Here is a 19,000-nt window from a genome sequence, read left to right as displayed (position 1 = left end):
ACGCCCGGTTACATTCCGAACCCGGAAGCTAAGCCTTTCAGCGCCGATGGTACTGCAGGGGGGACCCTGTGGGAGAGTAGGACGCCGCCGAACAAATTGTGTGGAGAGCCCCGGACCGGGTAACGGTCCGGGGCTTTTCCGCGTTCAGCCCCAACTGGCGAGCGACACTCCGAAGTGATGCACCGACAGGCGGGCGCGATGCAGAGTGGTTTGGTGCAGTCGTGAGTTCGGGGTATGCTTTATCTCGTTGCTGCGGGAGACCGCGAAAGCGCAACTGGCCCCTATAGCTCAGTCGGTAGAGCGTCTCCATGGTAAGGAGAAGGTCAACGGTTCGATTCCGTTTGGGGGCTCCACAATGAAGAAGGCCCCCGCCATAAGGCGGGGGCCTTCTTCATGTTCGGTTCAATTCTTCTGCGGCTCCGGGACACGCATCGCGAGGATCGCCATGTCGTCCGAGGCCGGCTCGGCGGCGAAGCGCTCGACCGCGCGGAGGATGCGGGCGGCGACCGCGCCGGCCGTCAGGCCCGTACAGGTCGTCAGAACATCGATGAGGCCGTCGTCGCCGAGCATTCGAGTGCCCTCGCGGCGTTCCGTGACGCCGTCGGTGACGCAGAGGAGGACGTCGCCCGGGTCGAGCGTGACGGTCTGCTCGTACAGCTCCAGGTCCTCCATGACGCCGAGCAGCGGCTGGGGCTCTGCCGCGGGCTCCACCGAGCCGTCCTGGCGCAGGCGCAGGGGAAGCGGATGGCCGGCGCAGACGACCTTCAGGAGCGCCGAGCCATCCTCCTGGGGCCACAACTCGCCGTACAGCAGGGTCAGGAAGCGGCTGCGGGCGCCTTCGTCGAGGATCGCCGCGTTCAGGCGCTCCAGCACCGCCGGGCCGCCGAAGCCCTCGCGGGCCAGCAGGCGCAGGGCGTGGCGGGCGAGGCCTGTGACGGCCGCGGCTTCCGGGCCCGTACCGCAGACGTCGCCGATGGCGAACCCGTAGGCGCCGTCGCGGATGGGGAAGAGGTCGTAGAAGTCGCCGCCGACTTCGTTGCCTTCGCCCGCCGCACGGTAGATGACCTCGACCTCGACGCCCGGGACCTGGGGGAGGCCGGGGGGCAGCAGGCTGCGCTGGAGGCTCTGGCTGATGGCTGTGCGCTCGGAGTACAGCCGGGCGTTGTCCAGGGCGAGGGCCGCTCGGCGGGAGAGGTCCTCGGCGAGTTCGAGGATCTCCTGGCGGAAGTGGTCGTCGGAGGGTTTGCCGAGGGTGAGCATGCCGATGACGCGGTTGCGGGCGACGAGCGGGAGGACGACGGTTTCGCCGCCGACCGCGGAGGCCGTGGCCAGGGTCGTACCGATACCGGAGGACAAGTCGGTGGCTCCGAGGCCGAGTTCGCGCATGGACGTGCGCAGGGCCGCCTGGTGGGCGGCGGTGCCCGGGGCGGTCCAGACGCGGGCGCCCGGGGTGGGCACGGGCTCCGGGGGTTCGATTCTGGACAGCAGGGCCTTGAGGCCGTCGATGCGCTCCTCGTCCTCGTGCAGGACGTAGGAGAGGTACGGCTCCGAGGCCTGATCGGCGATCGTGTAGACCGCGCACCAGGTGGCGAGCGTGGGGACCGTCATCTGGGCCATCAGGGCCAGGGTCTGGTCCCGGTCCAGCGTGCCCGCGAGCAGGTCGGACGCTTCGACGAGGAAGCTGAGGGAGCCGCGGCGGAGCCGTTCGAGCTCGCCCAGGCGGGCGGACTCGACGGCGAGGGCGATGCGGTCGGCGGCGAACTGGAGGCGCAGGGCCTCCTCGTTGGAGTACCGCCCTGCGGCCTCGGCCGCGACGCCGAGGGAGCCGGTGAGGCGGCCCTCGACCTTGAGCGGGACGGTGACGACGGAGCGCATGCCGGTGCCACCGAGGAGCGGTACGGCGCCGGGGACGGCGGTGAGGTCCTCGTGGACGGCTGGCATGCGGGCGGAGCCGTAGCGGCCCGTGCCGGCCTCGACGGGGACGCGGGCGAACCGCTGGCGGGCTGAGGGGAGTCCGGTGGTGGCCCGGACCTCCAGTTCCGTTTCGTCGTCGGTGGCGAGCAGCAGGAAGGCGGAGTCGCCGTCGAGCATGTCGCGGGCGCGCTCGACGGTGCGCTGGAGGAGGCCGTCGAGGTCGTCGGGGGCGGGGGAGCCGATGAAGACCTCGAAGGGGTCTGCGTTGCGGTTGTCCGCGTGTCCGGCGCCGTCGGTCGCGGGGGTGCGGACGGGGGTCTGGAGGACCGCGCGTTCGTAGTCGCGCACGAGCAGGCAGACCGTGGAGGGTTCGCCGTGCGTGTCGCGGACGCGCAAGTGGGAGGCGTAGACGGGGACGACGCGGCCGTCGGTGCCGCGGATGCCGTAACTGCCCTCCCAGCGGGACAGGCGCAGGGCCTCGGCGATGCCGGTGGCGATGCCGGGGGTGTGCGGCCAGGCGGCGAAGTCGCCGAGGGGCTTGCCCAGTACCTGGTCCGCGGCGTATCCGAAGAGGTGCTCGGCGTCGTCGTTCCAGGAGGTGATGGCGCCGTTCCGGTCGATCTGGGCGACGGCGACGCGGACGCGTTCGTCGGCGACGGGGAGAAGGCCGACGGGCAGGACGGGGCCGGCCGAGCGGGTGCCCACGGTGCGCTGCGGCATGTCGAGCTGGAACCAGACCTGTTTGTGGGTCGGGGTGTACTCGACGCCCCAGCGGGTGGCGAGAGCGGCGCAGAGGAGCAGCCCCCGGCCGTTCTCGCGGTCGGGGTGGGCGAGGGTGCGGCCGGTGCCCTGGAGAGGGATCTCGCGCTCGGGATAGTGGTCGGAGACCTCGACCCGTACGCCTTCGTCGGTTCGCAGGCAGAGCACATCGGCGGCGGTACCGGCGTGGATGACCGCGTTGGTGACGAGTTCGCTGGTGAGGACGACGGCGTCGTCGACGACGTCGGAGTAGCCCCACCCCTGGAGGGTGTCCCGCACAAATGTCCGAGCCGTTGCCACCGACCGTCCGACGGGGTCGAAAGTGGCAGCAGCCCGTGCGGTGATCACGGAACTTCTCGTACGTGTTTCGACGCCCGGCTCTGGCATGGTCGGTGCCGTCCCTCCCGGTGCCCGGTGGTAGTTCTCCGCCATGCCGCCCCCGCCGGGCGACCGGGGCGGTTGGACAGCCGGATGCCAGGTTACTTACCTTCGCTGTCCGAGCGGATGCCGGTCACCGCTGTTTCCGCCCTCCGGGGGCGGGGACGCTAAGCGAAGCTGCCGAACTGTTATGGCCTGGTTCGGCTGCGGTGAAACACTGGGAAGGCTTTCCAGAGACGGCCCGAGCATGACGGTCAACCCCTGCGGGAGGGACACGGTGGAGTCTGGCGCAGCGGCGCGGGGCACTGGCACGCGCGCACAAGGCGGACAGTCCCGAAGCAAGCGGCATCGAAACGGCACTACGGAAGTCGACACGGCGGCCCTCAACCGGCTGCTGATGGCGCTCGTCTCCATGCGGGACGGGAACTTCCGCAAGCGGCTGACCGTATCGGGTGACGGCTTGATGGCGCAGATCTCGGCGGTGTTCAACGAGGTCGCCGACCGCAATCTGCATCTGACCGGCGAGCTGGCGCGGGTGCGCAGGGTGGTCGGCCGTGAGGGCAAGCTCACCGAGCGGCTGGAGCCCGGCCCTTGTGAGGGCTCCTGGGCCGCCGCGATCGACGCGTCGAACGCGCTGGTGGACGATCTGGCGCGCCCGGTGTCCGAGGTGGGCCGGGTGCTCTCGGCGGTCGCCGAGGGCGACCTGGAGCAGCGTATGGAGCTGCGGTCGCACGCTCCGGACGGATCGGACGGGTCGGTACGCCCGCTGCGCGGGGAGTTCCTGAAGGTCGCGCGTACGGTCAACAATCTGGTCGACCAGCTGTCGGCGTTCACCGACGAGGTGACGCGGGTCGCGCTGGAGGTCGGTACCGAGGGCAAACTCGGCGGCCAGGCACAGGTGCGCGGTATGTCGGGTTCGTGGAAGGACCTCACGGATTCGGTCAATACGATGGCGTACCGGCTGACGGCTCAGGTGCGTGACATTGCTCTCGTCACGACGGCGGTCGCCAAGGGCGATCTGTCGCGGAAGGTCACCGTCCATGTGGCCGGCGAGATGCTCCAGCTGAAGAACACCGTCAACACGATGGTGGACCAGCTGTCGTCGTTCTCCTCCGAGGTGACGCGGGTCGCGCGCGAGGTGGGCACGGAGGGCGAGCTGGGCGGCCAGGCGACGGTGCCAGGCGTCGCCGGTGTGTGGAAGGACCTCACCGACTCCGTCAACACGATGGCGGGCAATCTGACCTCGCAGGTGCGCGGCATCGCGGAGGTCACCACGGCGGTCGCCAACGGCGATCTGTCGCAGAAGGTCACGGTCAGCGCGCGTGGCGAGGTCGCGCAGCTCGCCGAGACCATCAATCAGATGACGGAGACCCTGCGCACGTTCGCGGACGAAGTGACCCGGGTGGCGAGCGAGGTCGGCGCCGAGGGTCTGCTCGGCGGTCAGGCGCAGGTGCCGGGCGCGGCCGGGACCTGGAAGGACCTCACCGACTCGGTGAACACGGTCTTCCGCAACCTGACGACGCAGGTGCGGGACATCGCCCAGGTGACGACGGCGGTCGCGAACGGTGACCTGTCGCAGAAGGTCACCGTCGATGTCGCGGGCGAGATGCTGGAGTTGAAGAACACCGTCAACACGATGGTGGACCAGCTCCAGTCGTTCGGTTCCGAGGTGACCCGGGTGGCCCGGGAGGTCGGCGTCGAGGGCCGGCTGGGCGGTCAGGCCGAGGTGCCGGGCGCGGCGGGGACCTGGAAGGACCTCACCGACTCGGTGAACACGGCGTTCCGTAACCTCACCGGTCAGGTGCGGGACATTGCGCAGGTGACGACGGCGGTCGCGAACGGAGACCTGACGCAGAAGGTCACGGTCGACGTGGCCGGCGAGATGCTGGAGCTCAAGAACACCGTCAACACGATGGTGGCGCAGCTGTCGTCGTTCGCCGACCAGGTGACGCGGATGGCGCGGGACGTGGGTACGGAGGGCCGGCTCGGCGGCCAGGCCCGGGTCCCCGGCGTGTCCGGTACGTGGAAGGAACTCACCGACTCCGTCAACTTCATGGCGGGGAACCTCACGTCGCAGGTGCGCCAGATCGCGCAGGTGACCACGGCGGTGGCGCGGGGTGATCTGTCGCAGAAGATCGACGTGGACGCGCGCGGCGAGATCCTGGAGCTCAAGAACACCATCAACACGATGGTCGATCAGCTCTCTGCGTTCGCCGAGCAGGTGACCCGGGTGGCCCGTGAGGTGGGTACGGACGGACGCCTCGGCGGCCAGGCACAGGTGCCGGGCGTCGCCGGCGTATGGCGCGATCTGACCGACTCGGTGAACGGCATGGCGGGGAACCTCACCGCCCAGGTGCGTAACATCGCGCAGGTCGCCACGGCGGTGGCGCGGGGTGATCTGTCGCAGAAGATCGACGTGGACGCGCGCGGCGAGATCCTGGAGCTGAAGAACGTCCTCAACACGATGGTGGACCAGCTCTCGAACTTCGCGGAGCAGGTGACCCGGGTGGCCCGCGAGGTGGGCACCGAGGGCATCCTGGGCGGCCAGGCCGAGGTGCAGGGCGTCTCGGGCACCTGGAAGGAGCTCACCCAGTCCGTCAACTTCATGGCGGGGAACCTGACGTCCCAGGTGCGGCAGATCGCCCAGGTGACGACGGCGGTCGCCAACGGCGACCTGTCGCAGAAGATCACCGTCGACGCCAAGGGCGAGATCCTGGAGCTGGTGACGACCGTCAACACGATGGTCGACCAGCTCTCGAACTTCGCCGACGAGGTGACGCGAGTCGCCCGTGAGGTGGGCACGGAGGGCATCCTCGGCGGCCAGGCCCGGGTGCGCGGCGCCACCGGTATCTGGAAGGACCTCAGCGACAACGTCAACACGATGGCCGCCAACCTGACGTCCCAGGTGCGGAACATCTCCCGGGTGTCGTCGGCGGTCGCCAACGGTGATCTGACGAAGAAGGTGACGGTCGAGGCGCGCGGCGAGGTCGCCGAGCTCGCCGACACCGTCAACACGATGGTGACGACGCTGTCGTCGTTCGCGGCCGAGGTCACGCGTGTGGCCCGTGAGGTGGGCACGGAGGGCGAGCTGGGCGGCCAGGCCCGCGTTCCCGGCGTCTCCGGTACGTGGAAGGACCTCACCGAGTCCGTGAACTCGATGGCGTCCAACCTCACCGGTCAGGTGCGGCAGATCGCCACCGTCACCACCGCCATCGCCAAGGGCGATCTCACCAAGAAGATCGACATCGACGCCCGCGGTGAGATCCAGGAGCTGAAGAACACCATCAACACGATGGTCGACCAGCTGTCGTCGTTCGCCGAGGAGGTCACGCGTGTGGCCCGTGAGGTGGGCACGGACGGCATGCTCGGCGGCCAGGCGCGGGTACGGGACGTCGACGGCACCTGGCGCGACCTGACCGAGTCCGTGAACGAGATGGCCGGGAACCTGACCCGCCAGGTGCGCGCGATCGCGGCCGTCGCCACCGCGGTGACCCGCGGCGACCTCAACCTCAAGATCGATGTGGACGCGGCCGGCGAGATCCAGGTCCTCCAGGACAACATCAACACGATGATCGCCAACCTGCGTGACACCACCCTCGCCAACGAGGAGCAGGACTGGCTCAAGGGCAACCTGGCCCGTATCTCCGGTCTGATGCAGGGCCGGCGCGACCTCGACGACGTCGCCTCGCTCATCATGAGCGAGCTGACGCCGGTCGTCTCGGCGCAGCACGGCGCGTTCTTCCTGGCGATGCCGACGGGCGGCAGCGAGCTCGGCGCGGGCGGCGACAGCTCGTACGAGCTGGTGATGCGCGGCAGCTACGGGTACTCGGCGGGCTCGATGCCCACGTCGTTCCGGCCGGGGGAGACCCTGATCGGGACGGCGGCCGAGGAGAAGCGGACGATCCAGGTCAATGTCCCGCCGGGCTATCTGAAGATCTCCTCCGGGCTCGGGGAGGCCTCGCCCGCGCACGTCATCGTGCTGCCGGTGCTGTTCGAGGGGAAGATCCTCGGCGTGATCGAGCTGGCGTCGTTCCAGCCGTTCACCCAGATCCAGCGGGACTTCCTCAACCAGATCGCCGAGATGATCGCGACGAGCGTCAACACCATCAGCGTCAATACGAAGACCGAGGTGCTGCTCAAGCAGTCGCAGGAGCTGACCGAGGAGCTGCGCCAGCGCTCCGAGGAGCTGGAGGACCGGCAGAAGCGGCTGCAGTCGTCCAACGCCGAGCTGGAGGACAAGGCCGAGCTGCTGGCCCAGCAGAACCGCGACATCGAGGTGAAGAACACCGAGATCGAGGAGGCGCGGCAGGTACTGGAGGAGCGGGCCGAGCAGCTCGCCGTCTCCATGCGCTACAAGTCCGAGTTCCTGGCGAACATGTCGCACGAGCTGCGCACCCCGCTCAACTCGCTGCTGATCCTCGCCAAGCTGCTCGCGGACAACGCCGACACCAATCTCACGCCGAAGCAGGTGGAGTTCGCGGAGACGATCCACGGCGCGGGTTCCGATCTGCTCCAGCTGATCAACGACATCCTCGATCTGTCGAAGGTCGAGGCGGGCAAGATGGACGTCAGCCCGACCCGTATCGCCCTCGTGCAGCTCGTCGACTACGTGGAGGCGACGTTCAGGCCGCTCACGGCGGAGAAGGGGCTGGACTTCTCCGTACGGGTGTCTCCGGAGCTGCCGGCCACGCTGCACACGGACGAGCAGCGGCTGCTTCAGGTCCTGCGCAATTTGCTGTCGAACGCGGTGAAGTTCACCGATACGGGCGCGGTGGAGCTGGTGATCCGGCCGGCCAACGCGGATGTGCCGCAGTCGATCAGGGAGCAGCTGCTGGAGGCCGGTTCGCTGCGTGACGCGGACGGCGACCTGATGGCGTTCTCGGTCACCGACACCGGTATCGGGATCGCGGCGAGCAAGATGAGGGTGATCTTCGAGGCGTTCAAGCAGGCCGACGGCACGACGAGCCGTAAGTACGGCGGTACGGGGCTCGGCCTGTCCATCAGCCGGGAGATCGCCCGGCTGCTGGGCGGCGAGATCCATGCGGCGAGCGAGCCGGGCCGCGGTTCGACGTTCACGCTCTATCTGCCGCTTCACGCGAGCGAACTGCCGCCCCAGGGCTATCCGCAGCTCGTTCCCGGCGCCGAGGAGCAGCTCGCCCCGGCCGACGATCCGGCGGCGGCCGAGGCGGCCGGCCAGCAGCCCGCGTCCTCGCCGCAGCAGCAGGCGCACATCGACGGGCATCCCGGTCCGGCCATGCTGTTCCGGCGCCGCCGCAAGGCACTGGGCGCCGCGGACTTGAGGGCCGCGCTGCCCGGACAGCCGGCCGGATCGCCGGGCGCGGTGCAGGAGTCGTGGGTGGGGCAGCACCAGCAGGAGGGGTCGCCCGAGCCGCGCCCCGCCTTCGAGTTCCACGGCGAGAAGGTGCTCATCGTCGATGACGACATCCGCAACGTCTTCGCACTCACCAGCGTGCTGGAGCAGCACGGACTGTCCGTGCTGTACGCGGAGAACGGTCGCGAGGGCATCGAAGTCCTGGAGCAGCACGACGATGTGACGGTCGTACTGATGGACATCATGATGCCGGAGATGGACGGATACGCTACGACTACGGCGATTCGCCGGATGCCGCAGTTCGCCGGGCTGCCCATCATCGCGCTCACCGCGAAGGCGATGAAGGGCGACCGGGAGAAGGCCATCGAATCCGGGGCCTCCGACTACGTCACCAAGCCGGTCGACCCCGATCATCTGCTTTCGGTGATGTTGCAGTGGATGCGCGGAAAGTGACGGAGGTCGATCGCGGGGACATCACGGTCTGATTGCGGACTGTGCGAATTTTCGCGAGTTGCTGACTGACTGTGGCCGAAGGCGTGTGAGGAGGCAGTATCCGGGGAACCTTCTGGTCTCCCGCCGCGTTTCTGCTACGTGCACAGTGACATCGCGGTGACAGGGTGTGGCGACAGGCGGGGTGCGGCTACCATGACCGGCACAAGGGCGGACGGCGCAAGGGAGTCGTCCCCTGGGGCGGCGCCCGGTGCTTCCCCCGGCTCATCGAGCTGGGGAGACCCCAAGCCGGGGCGAGGAGGGCGAGGCATGGTGCAGAAGGCCAAGATCCTCCTGGTCGATGACCGGCCGGAGAATCTGCTGGCGCTGGAGGCCATCCTCTCTGCGCTCGATCAGACACTGGTGCGGGCATCGTCAGGGGAGGAAGCGCTCAAAGCGCTGCTGACGGACGACTTCGCGGTCATTCTGCTGGACGTCCAGATGCCAGGAATGGACGGTTTCGAGACCGCCGCGCACATCAAGCGGCGGGAACGGACCAGGGACATCCCGATCATCTTCCTGACCGCGATCAACCACGGCCCGCACCACACCTTCCGGGGATACGCGGCGGGCGCGGTCGACTACATCTCCAAGCCGTTCGACCCCTGGGTGCTCCGCGCGAAGGTCTCCGTCTTCGTCGAGCTCTACATGAAGAACTGCCAACTGCGGGAGCAGGCCGCGCTGCTGCGGCTCCAGCTGGAGGGCGGCGGTCACGCGGGCGCGGGCGAGAGCAAGGAGCCCGCCGGCCTCCTCGCCGAGCTCTCCGCGCGGCTCGCCGCCGTCGAGGAGCAGGCCGAAGCGCTCTCGAAGCAGCTCGACGACGAATCGGCGGACGCCGCGGCCGTCGCCACCGCCGCCCATCTCGAGCGCAAACTCACCGGTCTGCGCCGGGCGCTCGACGCCCTGGAGCCGGGCACGGGCGCCGGGGCACCCACGCTTCCCTCGCAGAGCTAGGGCCTGACCCGCAGGACCCGGCCCCGGGGTCTGTTCGCGCGGGGCATCGGCTGAGGAAACGTCAGTTTCCGGACGGCGTACGGACGACACGGACGGGTGAAGCCGTGGGCACACGTGTCCGCCGACGGTCACACCGGTAACCTCACCAACATGGCCTCACGTACGTCCGGCAAGGGTTCCCAGGGCACGGCGGGCACCGCGAAGCCGCGCGCCGGCCGTGCGACGGGCGCCGCGAAGAAGGCGGCGCCCGCCAAGAAGCCCGCTCCGAAGAAGCCCGCCGCCAAGAAGACCGCGCCCGCGAAGAAGGCACCGGCGAAGAAGGCACCCGCCAAGAAGCCGGCGGCGAAGGCGGCGCCCAAGCCCGCGCCGAATCCGACGGGCGGAGTCTTCCGCCTCGTGCGCGCCGTCTGGCTGGGTCTCGCGCACGCCGTCGGGGCGATGCTCCGGGGGATAGGGCGTGGCGCCAAGGGGCTCGACCCGGCGCACCGCAAGGACGGCCTCGCGCTGCTGCTGCTCGGCCTCGCACTGGTCGTCGCCGCGGGCACCTGGTCCAATCTGCGCGGCCCCGTCGGCGATCTGGTCGAGATGCTGGTCACCGGGGCGTTCGGGCGGCTCGATCTGCTCGTTCCGCTCCTGCTCGGCGCGATCGCGGTGCGGCTGATCCTCTACCCCGAGAAGCCCGAGGCCAACGGACGTATCGTCATCGGCCTGTCCGCGCTCGTCATCGGCGTGCTCGGCCAGGTCCACATCGCCTGCGGCGCGCCGGGGCGCGACGCGGGCAGCTCGGCGATGCAGGACGCGGGCGGGCTGATCGGGTGGGCGGCCTCCATGCCGCTGATCTTCATGATGGGCACGGTCCTGGCCGTGCCGCTGCTCTTCCTGCTCTCCGTATTCGGTCTGCTGGTCGTCACCGCGACACCGGTCAATGCCATCCCGCGGCGGCTGCGGCAGCTCGGCGCCCGCCTCGGACTCGTCGACCCGCCCTATGAGCCGGGCGAGAGCGACGACGAGGGGTACGAGGAGGGATACGACGAGCAGTGGCGCGAGGCGGCGCCCGCCAGGCCGTCGCGGCGCCGCGGTGCCCCCGCACCCGAGGTGTACGACGCGGAGCAGGCCGAGCAGAAGGCGCTCTCCACGCGGCGCAGGCCGCGCAGGGGCACCACCGAGCCCGCGCCGGCCGCCCTCGGCCGGCCGATGGACGCGATCGACGTCGCCGCGGCGGCCGCCGCCGCCCTCGACGGGGCCGTGCTCAACGGCATGCCGCCCTCGCCGGTCGTCGCCGATCTGACCCGCGACCTCGGCGCCGAACGGGACCCGGCCGCCGGCCGGGAGCACGGCGCCGGTCCCGTCCCCGGGGCCAGGACCGAGCAGCCGGGCGCTGGTGCCTCCGTACCGGATCCCAAGCCTGCCGTACCGGACCTGACCAAGCCTGCCGTACCGGACCTGACCAAGCCCGCGCCCGAGGAGCCCCAGACCCTGCCGCCGCGGGCCGAGCAGCTCCAGCTGTCCGGCGACATCACGTACGCGCTCCCCGCGCTGGACCTCCTGGAGCGGGGCGGCCCCGGGAAGACCCGCACCGCCGCGAACGACGCGATCGCCGCCGCGCTCACGACCGTCTTCGGCGAGTTCAAGGTCGACGCGGAGGTCATCGGCTTCACCCGCGGGCCGACGGTCACCCGCTACGAGGTGCGCCTCGGCCAGGCGGTCAAAGTCGAGCGGATCACCGCGCTCGCCAAGAACATCGCCTACGCCGTGGCCAGCCCGGACGTACGGATCATCTCGCCGATCCCCGGCAAGTCCGCCGTCGGGATCGAGATCCCCAATTCCGACCGCGAGATGGTCAACCTCGGCGACGTGCTGCGGCTGGCCGAGGCGGCGGGCGACGACCACCCGATGCTGGTGGCGCTCGGCAAGGACGTCGAGGGCGGCTACGTCATGGCGAACCTGGCGAAGATGCCGCACGTCCTGGTCGCCGGTGCGACCGGCTCCGGAAAGTCGTCGTGCATCAATTGCCTGATCACCTCGGTGATGATACGAGCGACCCCGGAGGACGTCCGGATGGTCCTCGTCGACCCCAAGCGGGTCGAACTGACCGCGTACGAGGGCATCCCGCATCTGATCACGCCGATCATCACCAACCCCAAGCGGGCCGCCGAGGCGCTCCAGTGGGTCGTGCGCGAGATGGACCTGCGGTACGACGACCTCGCGGCGTTCGGCTACCGCCACATCGACGACTTCAACCAGGCCATCCGGAACGGAAAGGTCAAACTGCCCGAGGGCAGCGAGCGCGAGCTCCAGCCCTACCCGTATCTCCTGGTGATTGTCGACGAACTCGCGGACCTGATGATGGTCGCTCCTCGGGACGTCGAGGACGCCATTGTCCGGATCACGCAGCTGGCGCGCGCGGCCGGCATCCATCTGGTATTGGCGACCCAGCGGCCCTCGGTCGACGTCGTCACCGGTCTGATCAAGGCGAACGTGCCCTCCCGTCTCGCGTTCGCGACCTCGTCGCTGGCGGACAGCCGGGTCATCCTCGACCAGCCCGGTGCCGAGAAACTGATCGGCAAGGGCGACGGCCTGTTCCTGCCGATGGGGGCCAACAAGCCGACCCGTATGCAGGGCGCCTTCGTGACCGAGGACGAGGTCGCCGCGATCGTCCAGCACTGCAAGGATCAGATGGCGCCCGTCTTCCGGGACGACGTGGTGGTCGCGACGAAGCAGAAGAAGGAGATCGACGAGGACATCGGTGACGATCTCGATCTGCTCTGCCAGGCCGCCGAGCTGGTGGTTTCCACCCAGTTCGGGTCGACGTCCATGCTCCAGCGCAAGCTGCGGGTCGGCTTCGCCAAGGCCGGCCGGCTGATGGACCTGATGGAGTCGCGGAACATCGTCGGCCCCAGCGAGGGCTCCAAGGCGCGTGACGTTCTGGTGAAGCCCGATGAGCTGGATGGAGTGCTTGCTGTGATCCGGGGGGAGTCTGACTCGTAAGGGAATGCGGGGCAACCGTTTCCCTTGGTCATACGTCAAGTTGGAAGGAGGGACAGGACCGTGTCCCACCCTCCCGCTGTCCGGCCATTCTGATGGCGTACAAACGGCATCCGCCCGGTTGCCCCACCCTTTCGTACCACCCCTAGACTGAACCTCCAGCAGGTGGCTACACGCTCGAAAGGCGCCCCCGTGTCCATCGGCAACTCCCCCGAAGACGACCGGCCTCCATTCGAGGACGACCGGCCTTCGATCGGTCGTTCGCTCCAGCAGGCTCGTATCGACGCAGGTCTGACCGTTGATGAGGTCAGTGCCTCCACCCGCGTGCGCGTCCCCATCGTGCACGCGATCGAGCAGGACGACTTCTCCCGCTGTGGCGGCGATGTGTACGCGCGCGGTCACATCAGGACGCTCGCTCGCGCCGTCGCGCTGGATCCCGCCCCGCTCATCGAACAGTACGACGAAGAGCACGGCGGACGGCCCGCTCCCACCCCCGCGGCGCCGCTCTTCGAGGCGGAACGTATCCGCCCCGAGCCCCGGCGCCCCAACTGGACCGCCGCGATGGTCGCCGCGATCGTCGCGGTCATCGGCTTCGCCGGCTTCACGCTCTTCGGCGACGGCGACGAAGGCTCCGGCAAGAAGCACGTCGCGGAAGGTCCCACACCGGAGAAGACCACCCCCAAGCCCACCCCGACCAAGACCGTTCCCAAGCCGGACCCCTCGGAGAGCGCCATCGCGGCGGTCCCGCAGGACAAGGTCACGGTGAAGCTGTCCGCGATCGACGACAAGAGCTGGATCTCGGCCAAGTCCGCCAACGGCAAGCTGCTCTTCGACGGGCTGCTGGAGGAGGGCGACTCCAAGACCTTCCAGGACGACGAGCGGCTCGATCTCATCCTCGGCAACGCCGGCGCGATCGAACTGTTCGTGAACGGCAAGAAGCTCGAGGACGAGTTCGAGGACGGGCAGGTCGAGCGCCTGTCCTACTCGAAGGGCGACCCCGAAGCCGGGTGAGACAAGGGCTCCACGCGGGCCTGAAGGGCCTGGGGAGCCTCGCGGGTCGGGCGTGGGCCAGGACAAAGTAGTCTTGAGTCCATGCCCGAACGCCGTACCGTCGCCCTTGTCACTCTTGGCTGCGCCCGTAACGAGGTGGACTCGGAGGAGCTCGCAGGCCGCTTGGCAGCGGACGGCTGGGAGCTCGTCGAGGAAGCCGCCGACGCGGATGTCGCGGTCGTGAACACCTGCGGATTCGTCGAGGCCGCCAAGAAGGACTCCGTCGACGCCCTCCTCGAAGCCAACGATCTCAAGGATCACGGCAAGACCCAGGCCGTCGTCGCCGTCGGCTGCATGGCCGAGCGGTACGGCAAGGAGCTCGCCGAAGCCCTGCCGGAGGCGGACGGCGTTCTCGGCTTCGACGACTACGCCGACATCTCCGACCGGCTCCAGACCATCCTGAACGGCGGGATCCACGCCTCGCACACCCCGAGGGACCGGCGCAAGCTGCTGCCGCTGAGCCCGGTGGAGCGCCAGTCGGCCGCGGACGTGGCCCTGCCGGGGCACGCCCAGGCGCCCGAGCCCGAGAGCGTGCCGGCCGATCTTCCGGAGGGGCTCGCGCCCGCCTCCGGGCCCCGCGCCCCGCTGCGCCGCCGGCTGGACACCAGCCCGGTCGCCTCGGTGAAGCTCGCCTCGGGCTGCGACCGCCGCTGCTCGTTCTGCGCCATCCCGTCCTTCCGCGGCTCGTTCATCTCGCGCCGCCCGAGCGATGTGCTGGGCGAGACGCGCTGGCTGGCCGAGCAGGGCGTCAAGGAGATCATGCTGGTCTCCGAGAACAACACCTCGTACGGCAAGGACCTCGGCGACATCCGCCTTCTCGAGACGCTGCTGCCGGAGCTCGCGGCCGTCGACGGGATCGAGCGTGTACGGGTCAGCTATCTGCAGCCCGCCGAGATGCGGCCGGGCCTCATCGACGTACTGACGTCGACGGAGAAGGTCGCCCCCTACTTCGATCTGTCCTTCCAGCACAGCGCGCCCGGCGTGCTGCGCGCGATGCGGCGCTTCGGCGACACCGAGCGGTTCCTGGAGCTGCTGGAGACGATCCGTACGAAGGCCCCGCAGGCCGGTGTGCGGTCCAACTTCATCGTCGGCTTCCCCGGTGAGAGCGAGGCGGACTTCGCCGAGCTGGAGCGCTTCATCACCGAGGCCAGGCTGGACGCCATCGGCGTGTTCGGCTACTCCGACGAGGACGGCACCGAGGCCGCCACGTACGAGCACAAGCTGGACCAGGACGTCGTGGACGAGCGTCTCGCGCACCTGTCCCGGCTCGCCGAGGAGCTGACCGCGCAGCGCGCGGAGGAGCGGATCGGCGAGACCCTGGAGGTACTGGTCGAGACCGTGTTCGATGGAGACGAGGACCAGGACGAGGACGAGTACGCGGCTGTGGGCCGCGCGGCCCACCAGGCGCCCGAGACCGACGGCCAGGTGATTTTCACGGGTGCTGAAGGCCTGGCACCCGGACGTATGGTCGAGGCCAAGGTGGTGGGGACCGAGGGCGTCGATCTGGTCGCCGAGTTCGTCGGCGAGGTCGTGGACGTCGTATCGGAGTGTCGTGAGGAGGCGGCCAGATGACCGGAGTCCCGGCATCTGCGGCGGGCGGGACCGGCAGGCCTGCGCCGAGCGGCAAGCTGGGCGCTGCGGCCGTCAACCAGGCCAGCCTGTGGAACATCGCCAACATCCTCACCATGATGCGGCTGGTCCTCGTGCCCGCCTTCGTGATCCTGCTGCTCCAGGACGGCGGGCACGACCCGGTGTGGCGGGCCTGGGCCTGGGCCGCGTTCGCCGTCGCCATGATCACCGATGTCTTCGACGGCCATCTGGCACGTCAGTACAACCTGGTCACGGATTTCGGGAAGATCGCCGACCCGATCGCCGACAAGGCGATCATGGCCTCCGGTCTGATCTGTCTCTCCGCGCTCGGGGATCTGCCCTGGTGGGTGACCGGAGTGATCCTCTTCCGTGAGCTGGGGATCACGCTGATGCGGTTCTGGGTGATCCGGCACGGAGTGATTCCGGCCAGCCGCGGCGGCAAGATGAAGACCCTCGCGCAGGGGACCGCGGTCGGGATGTACGTCCTCATGTTGACCGGTCCGCTGGCCACGCTGCGGTGGTGGGTGATGGCCGTGGCGGTCGTCCTGACGGTCGTCACCGGGCTCGACTACGTGCGGCAGGCGGTGATCCTGCGGCGCAAGGGACTCGCCGCCGAACGCGCCGAGCGCGCCGAGGCGAAGGCGGCGGCCGCGGGGGAGCCTGCCGGGCCGTCGACGGGAGGGTCCGCGGGGGAGCCCTCGCGATGAGCCCGGCGGCCCGGGTGCTCCGGATGCTTGCGGAGCGTGGCGAGACACTGGCCGTCGCCGAGTCGCTCACCGGCGGACTGGTGGCCGCGGAGCTGACCTCGGTACCCGGCGCCTCACGCTCCTTCCGCGGCTCCGTGACGGCCTACGCCACGGCGCTGAAGCAGGACATCCTGGGGGTCGACGGAGACCTGCTGGCCGCCCGCGGGGCGGTCGACCCCGACGTCGCCGCGCAGATGGCGGCGGGGGTACGGGCCCGGCTGGGGGCCGGTTGGGGGATCGCGACCACGGGAGTCGCGGGGCCCGAGGAGCAGGACGGGCAGCCCGTGGGAACGGTGTTCGTGGCGGTCGTGGGGCCGGGCGGCGGGCGGAAAGTGGCCGCGCTGCGGTTGAACGGCGATCGCGCGGAAATTCGTAGAGAGAGTGTACGGAGCGTATTGGAGCTGCTCGCGGGAGCGCTCGCCGGGGAACTCCCGGGGAATGAGCGGGCACAGGATACGGAACAGAACGGGGGGACTTGATGTTTGCAGCCCTGAGTGAACACGTCATCGCTCCCCGCACGGCCGCAGCGCGAGGCGGTACGGTGGGGCGTGAAGGATGCGGCTACGCGGTCCGAGGAGGGAGCCACCGATGATTCTGCTCCGTCGCCTGCTGGGTGACGTGCTGCGTCGGCAGCGCCAGCGCCAGGGCCGTACTCTGCGCGAAGTCTCCTCGTCCGCCCGAGTATCGCTCGGCTATCTCTCCGAGGTGGAACGGGGGCAGAAGGAGGCATCCTCCGAGCTGCTCTCCGCGATCTGCGACGCGCTTGACGTACGGATGTCCGAGCTCATGCGTGAAGTGAGCGACGAGCTGTCGCTGGCCGAGCTGGCCGAGTCGGCAGCGGCGAGTGAGCCGGTGCCTGCGCCAGTACGCCCGATGCTCAATTCCGTGTCCGTGACGTCGGTGGCGGGTGTGCCGACGGAACGGGTGACCATCAAGGCGCCCGCAGAGGCGGTGGACGTGGTCGCCGCCTGATCCCGCCGACCTGCTCGTTGAGTGGGCCCCGACCGGAGAAGCGTCCGGCCGGGGCTTCGCTTTGCCTCCGTGTGTCCGATATGCGGCATATATGCCATTGTGGAGGGCAGTGCGGTGTGAACGGAGGCCATGCATGTCCGTCGTGAAGAGCTCTCTCTCGGAGCAGCAGCGCAAGGTCACCGGTGAGGCCTTGCAGGGCGCACTGGTGGATCTGATCGATCTGAGCCTGGTGTCCAAGCAGGTGCACTGGAACGTGATCGGACCGCGATTCCGCTCCGTCCACCTCCAGCTGGACGAGGTCGTCGTCACCGCCCGGGCGCACTCGGACGTCGTGGCGGAGAGGGCTTCGGCGATCGGTGTGACACCGGACGGGCGGGCCGCGACGGTCGCGTCGTCGAGCGCTGTCGGAGCTGTTCCGGAGGGCTGGATCAAGGATGTCGAGGCCGTACGGATCCTGGTGGACGCGCTCGGAGCGGTGATCGAGCGGATGCGTGAGCGGATCCAGCTGACGGCGGAACCGGACCCGGTGACCCAGGACATTCTCATCGGACTGACCGCCGACCTGGAGAAGCATGCCTGGATGTTCCAGGCGGAGTCCTAGGGTGGCCGGGAGCGCGCCTCATGAGGCGGCGTTCGGTGCTGCTCCGGCTGCTTCGAGCGCGTCCTGTGGCGTGGCTTTGAGCCTGGCTGAGAGCGCATGGCCGTGTGGATAGGCATCGGTGGTGCGAGAGCGGCACGCTTCCGGCGCGCCGGATGTGCTCCCGGTGCGCCCTCCCGCCGAGTGATCGGTCCGGTCTAGCGTCGACCGGAGGAGGCGGCCATGGTGAGGCGATGGGTCCTGCTGCCGGCGCTTGCACTGGGCGCGCTGTGGTGGTGGGCCGTGATGCGGCTGGCGCTGGTGCCGGAGCAGGCGGGGCTCATCGAGGGAGCAGTGGCGGCGGGCGGGTGGGGGCTCAGCCTGCTGCCGGTGCATGTGGCGTCGCGGGCCGGGGGTGCCGGTGCGGCCGGGGGAACGACCACGGCTACCACGGCATGGCGACGCCCCCGTTCGGGCGGAAGATCTGACCCGTCGTGAACGACGACGCGTCGGAGGCGAGATGGAGGACCGCGTGAGCGATGTCCTCGGGCTCGCCGACCCGGCCGAGCGGTGACTGCCTGACCATGGCCGCCTCCGCCTTCTGCTGTTGCTGTGCGTCGTGACGGTCGGTCATGGGGGTGCGGATCCAGCCCGGGGCGATCGCGTTGACGCGGATCGCGTGCGGGCCGAGTTCGGTGGCCAGGGTCTTGGTGAGCTGGACGACGGCGGCCTTGGAGGCGCTGTAGCAGAGCAGGCCGGGCTGCGCGGCGTCGACGGCGCCGGATGCCATCGTGATGATGGATCCCCCGGTGCCCGAGGCGATCATCGACCGGGCGGCGGCCTGGCAGGCGTACAGCACACCCCGGAAATTGACCGAGAGGACGCGGTCGAGGTCTTCGTCGCGGGTCTCCAGGACCGGGCTCGTGTGCATGATTCCGGCGATGGCGGCCAGGATGTGCAGGGGTCCTCCCGCCCGGATCGCCGTCTCGACCACGTGGTGGACCTGGTCCCGGTCGGTGACGTCGAGGGTATGGGTCGTGGCGGTGCCGCCGGCGTCGATGATCAGTGTCCGGGTGTCGTGGAGACCCTTCTCGTCCACATCCGCGCAGTGGACGGCGGCCCCCGCCTGCGCGAGGAGGGCGGCGGTTGCGCGGCCTATGCCGCTCGCCGCGCCCGTGACGAACGCGGTGCGGCCGGTGAGGTCGTACGCGGGGAGAGGCATGCCGGTGACCGTACGACCGTATCTGACGGATC

12 protein-coding genes, 1 tRNA gene and 1 rRNA gene are annotated in these 19,000 nt (G+C 69.5%); 12 read left to right on the top strand and 2 right to left on the bottom strand.

What is annotated here, in order from left to right; all coding sequences use genetic code 11:
• Nucleotides 1-93: ribosomal RNA gene (rrf, locus tag ABT342_RS17575) — 5S ribosomal RNA — on the top strand; the annotation flags it as partial.
• A 184-nt stretch (nt 94-277) separates the two neighbouring features.
• Nucleotides 278-353: transfer RNA gene (locus tag ABT342_RS17570), tRNA-Thr, on the top strand.
• A 49-nt stretch (nt 354-402) separates the two neighbouring features.
• On the opposite strand, the gene ABT342_RS17565 is transcribed toward ABT342_RS17570, so the two are convergent.
• Nucleotides 403-3,060: a SpoIIE family protein phosphatase gene (locus ABT342_RS17565; protein ID WP_351573894.1), complete on the bottom strand. Its 2,658-nt coding sequence runs from the start codon at nt 3,058-3,060 to the stop codon at nt 403-405.
• Nucleotides 3,061-3,328: 268 nt separating this feature from the next.
• Here ABT342_RS17565 and ABT342_RS17560 point away from each other — a divergent pair, with 268 nt between their 5' ends.
• The 10 genes from ABT342_RS17560 (at nt 3,329) to ABT342_RS17515 (ending at nt 18,244) form a co-directional block, all read left to right on the top strand.
• Nucleotides 3,329-8,836 (top strand): HAMP domain-containing protein, encoded by a 5,508-nt coding sequence (locus ABT342_RS17560; protein ID WP_351573891.1) that lies wholly within the window; start codon nt 3,329-3,331, stop codon nt 8,834-8,836.
• Nucleotides 8,837-9,142: 306 nt separating this feature from the next.
• Nucleotides 9,143-9,826 (top strand): response regulator, encoded by a 684-nt coding sequence (locus ABT342_RS17555; protein ID WP_351573889.1) that lies wholly within the window; start codon nt 9,143-9,145, stop codon nt 9,824-9,826.
• 150 nt (nt 9,827-9,976) lie between these two features.
• Nucleotides 9,977-12,814 (top strand): DNA translocase FtsK, encoded by a 2,838-nt coding sequence (locus ABT342_RS17550; RefSeq protein ID WP_351573887.1) that lies wholly within the window; start codon nt 9,977-9,979, stop codon nt 12,812-12,814.
• A 189-nt stretch (nt 12,815-13,003) separates the two neighbouring features.
• On the top strand, nt 13,004-13,822 hold the full coding sequence (locus ABT342_RS17545; RefSeq protein WP_351573885.1) for a helix-turn-helix domain-containing protein: 819 nt from the start codon (nt 13,004-13,006) through the stop codon (nt 13,820-13,822).
• Nucleotides 13,823-13,903: 81 nt separating this feature from the next.
• Entirely contained in the window at nt 13,904-15,433 is a 1,530-nt protein-coding gene (rimO, locus tag ABT342_RS17540) for a 30S ribosomal protein S12 methylthiotransferase RimO (protein ID WP_351573883.1), read from the top strand.
• On the top strand, nt 15,430-16,158 hold the full coding sequence (gene pgsA / locus ABT342_RS17535) for a CDP-diacylglycerol--glycerol-3-phosphate 3-phosphatidyltransferase (protein ID WP_351573881.1): 729 nt from the start codon (nt 15,430-15,432) through the stop codon (nt 16,156-16,158). Before rimO ends, pgsA begins: the two co-directional genes overlap by 4 nt.
• Nucleotides 16,155-16,676, top strand: a complete 522-nt coding sequence (locus tag ABT342_RS17530) for a CinA family protein (RefSeq protein ID WP_351573878.1) — start codon at nt 16,155-16,157, stop codon at nt 16,674-16,676. Before pgsA ends, ABT342_RS17530 begins: the two co-directional genes overlap by 4 nt.
• Before the next feature lie 109 nt (nt 16,677-16,785).
• Nucleotides 16,786-17,169, top strand: coding sequence for a helix-turn-helix domain-containing protein (locus ABT342_RS17525; RefSeq protein ID WP_019889909.1), 384 nt, complete (start codon nt 16,786-16,788; stop codon nt 17,167-17,169).
• 133 nt (nt 17,170-17,302) lie between these two features.
• Nucleotides 17,303-17,770: a Dps family protein gene (locus tag ABT342_RS17520; RefSeq protein ID WP_351573876.1), complete on the top strand. Its 468-nt coding sequence runs from the start codon at nt 17,303-17,305 to the stop codon at nt 17,768-17,770.
• Nucleotides 17,771-17,989: 219 nt separating this feature from the next.
• Nucleotides 17,990-18,244 carry a hypothetical protein gene (locus ABT342_RS17515; protein WP_351573873.1) on the top strand — a complete coding sequence of 85 codons (255 nt, stop codon included), beginning with the start codon at nt 17,990-17,992 and terminating at the stop codon, nt 18,242-18,244.
• Here ABT342_RS17515 and ABT342_RS17510 read toward each other — a convergent pair.
• A complete protein-coding gene (locus tag ABT342_RS17510) occupies nt 18,192-18,968 on the bottom strand; it encodes an SDR family NAD(P)-dependent oxidoreductase (RefSeq protein WP_351573871.1) in 777 nt (258 codons plus the stop codon). The two genes, ABT342_RS17515 and ABT342_RS17510, sit on opposite strands and share 53 nt — an antisense overlap.
• Nucleotides 18,969-19,000: the final 32 nt, after the last annotated feature.

The organism is Streptomyces sp. NPDC000410 (genome assembly GCF_040300305.1).
GTDB lineage: Bacteria > Actinomycetota > Actinomycetes > Streptomycetales > Streptomycetaceae > Streptomyces.
This window is presented reverse-complemented; position numbering and strand designations above follow the sequence as displayed.

What these genes read in the sequence shown, in the direction of transcription:
- ABT342_RS17525 (WP_019889909.1), top strand. Translation starts at nt 16,786, where the DNA reads ATGATTCTGCTCCGTCGCCTGCTGGGTGACGTGCTGCGTCGGCAGCGC.
- pgsA (WP_351573881.1), top strand. Translation starts at nt 15,430, where the DNA reads ATGACCGGAGTCCCGGCATCTGCGGCGGGCGGGACCGGCAGGCCTGCG.
- ABT342_RS17555 (WP_351573889.1), top strand. Translation starts at nt 9,143, where the DNA reads ATGGTGCAGAAGGCCAAGATCCTCCTGGTCGATGACCGGCCGGAGAAT.
- ABT342_RS17530 (WP_351573878.1), top strand. Translation starts at nt 16,155, where the DNA reads ATGAGCCCGGCGGCCCGGGTGCTCCGGATGCTTGCGGAGCGTGGCGAG.
- ABT342_RS17515 (WP_351573873.1), top strand. Translation starts at nt 17,990, where the DNA reads ATGGTGAGGCGATGGGTCCTGCTGCCGGCGCTTGCACTGGGCGCGCTG.
- ABT342_RS17510 (WP_351573871.1), bottom strand. Translation starts at nt 18,968, where the DNA reads ATGCCTCTCCCCGCGTACGACCTCACCGGCCGCACCGCGTTCGTCACG.
- ABT342_RS17550 (WP_351573887.1), top strand. Translation starts at nt 9,977, where the DNA reads ATGGCCTCACGTACGTCCGGCAAGGGTTCCCAGGGCACGGCGGGCACC.
- rimO (WP_351573883.1), top strand. Translation starts at nt 13,904, where the DNA reads ATGCCCGAACGCCGTACCGTCGCCCTTGTCACTCTTGGCTGCGCCCGT.
- ABT342_RS17565 (WP_351573894.1), bottom strand. Translation starts at nt 3,060, where the DNA reads ATGCCAGAGCCGGGCGTCGAAACACGTACGAGAAGTTCCGTGATCACC.
- ABT342_RS17520 (WP_351573876.1), top strand. Translation starts at nt 17,303, where the DNA reads ATGTCCGTCGTGAAGAGCTCTCTCTCGGAGCAGCAGCGCAAGGTCACC.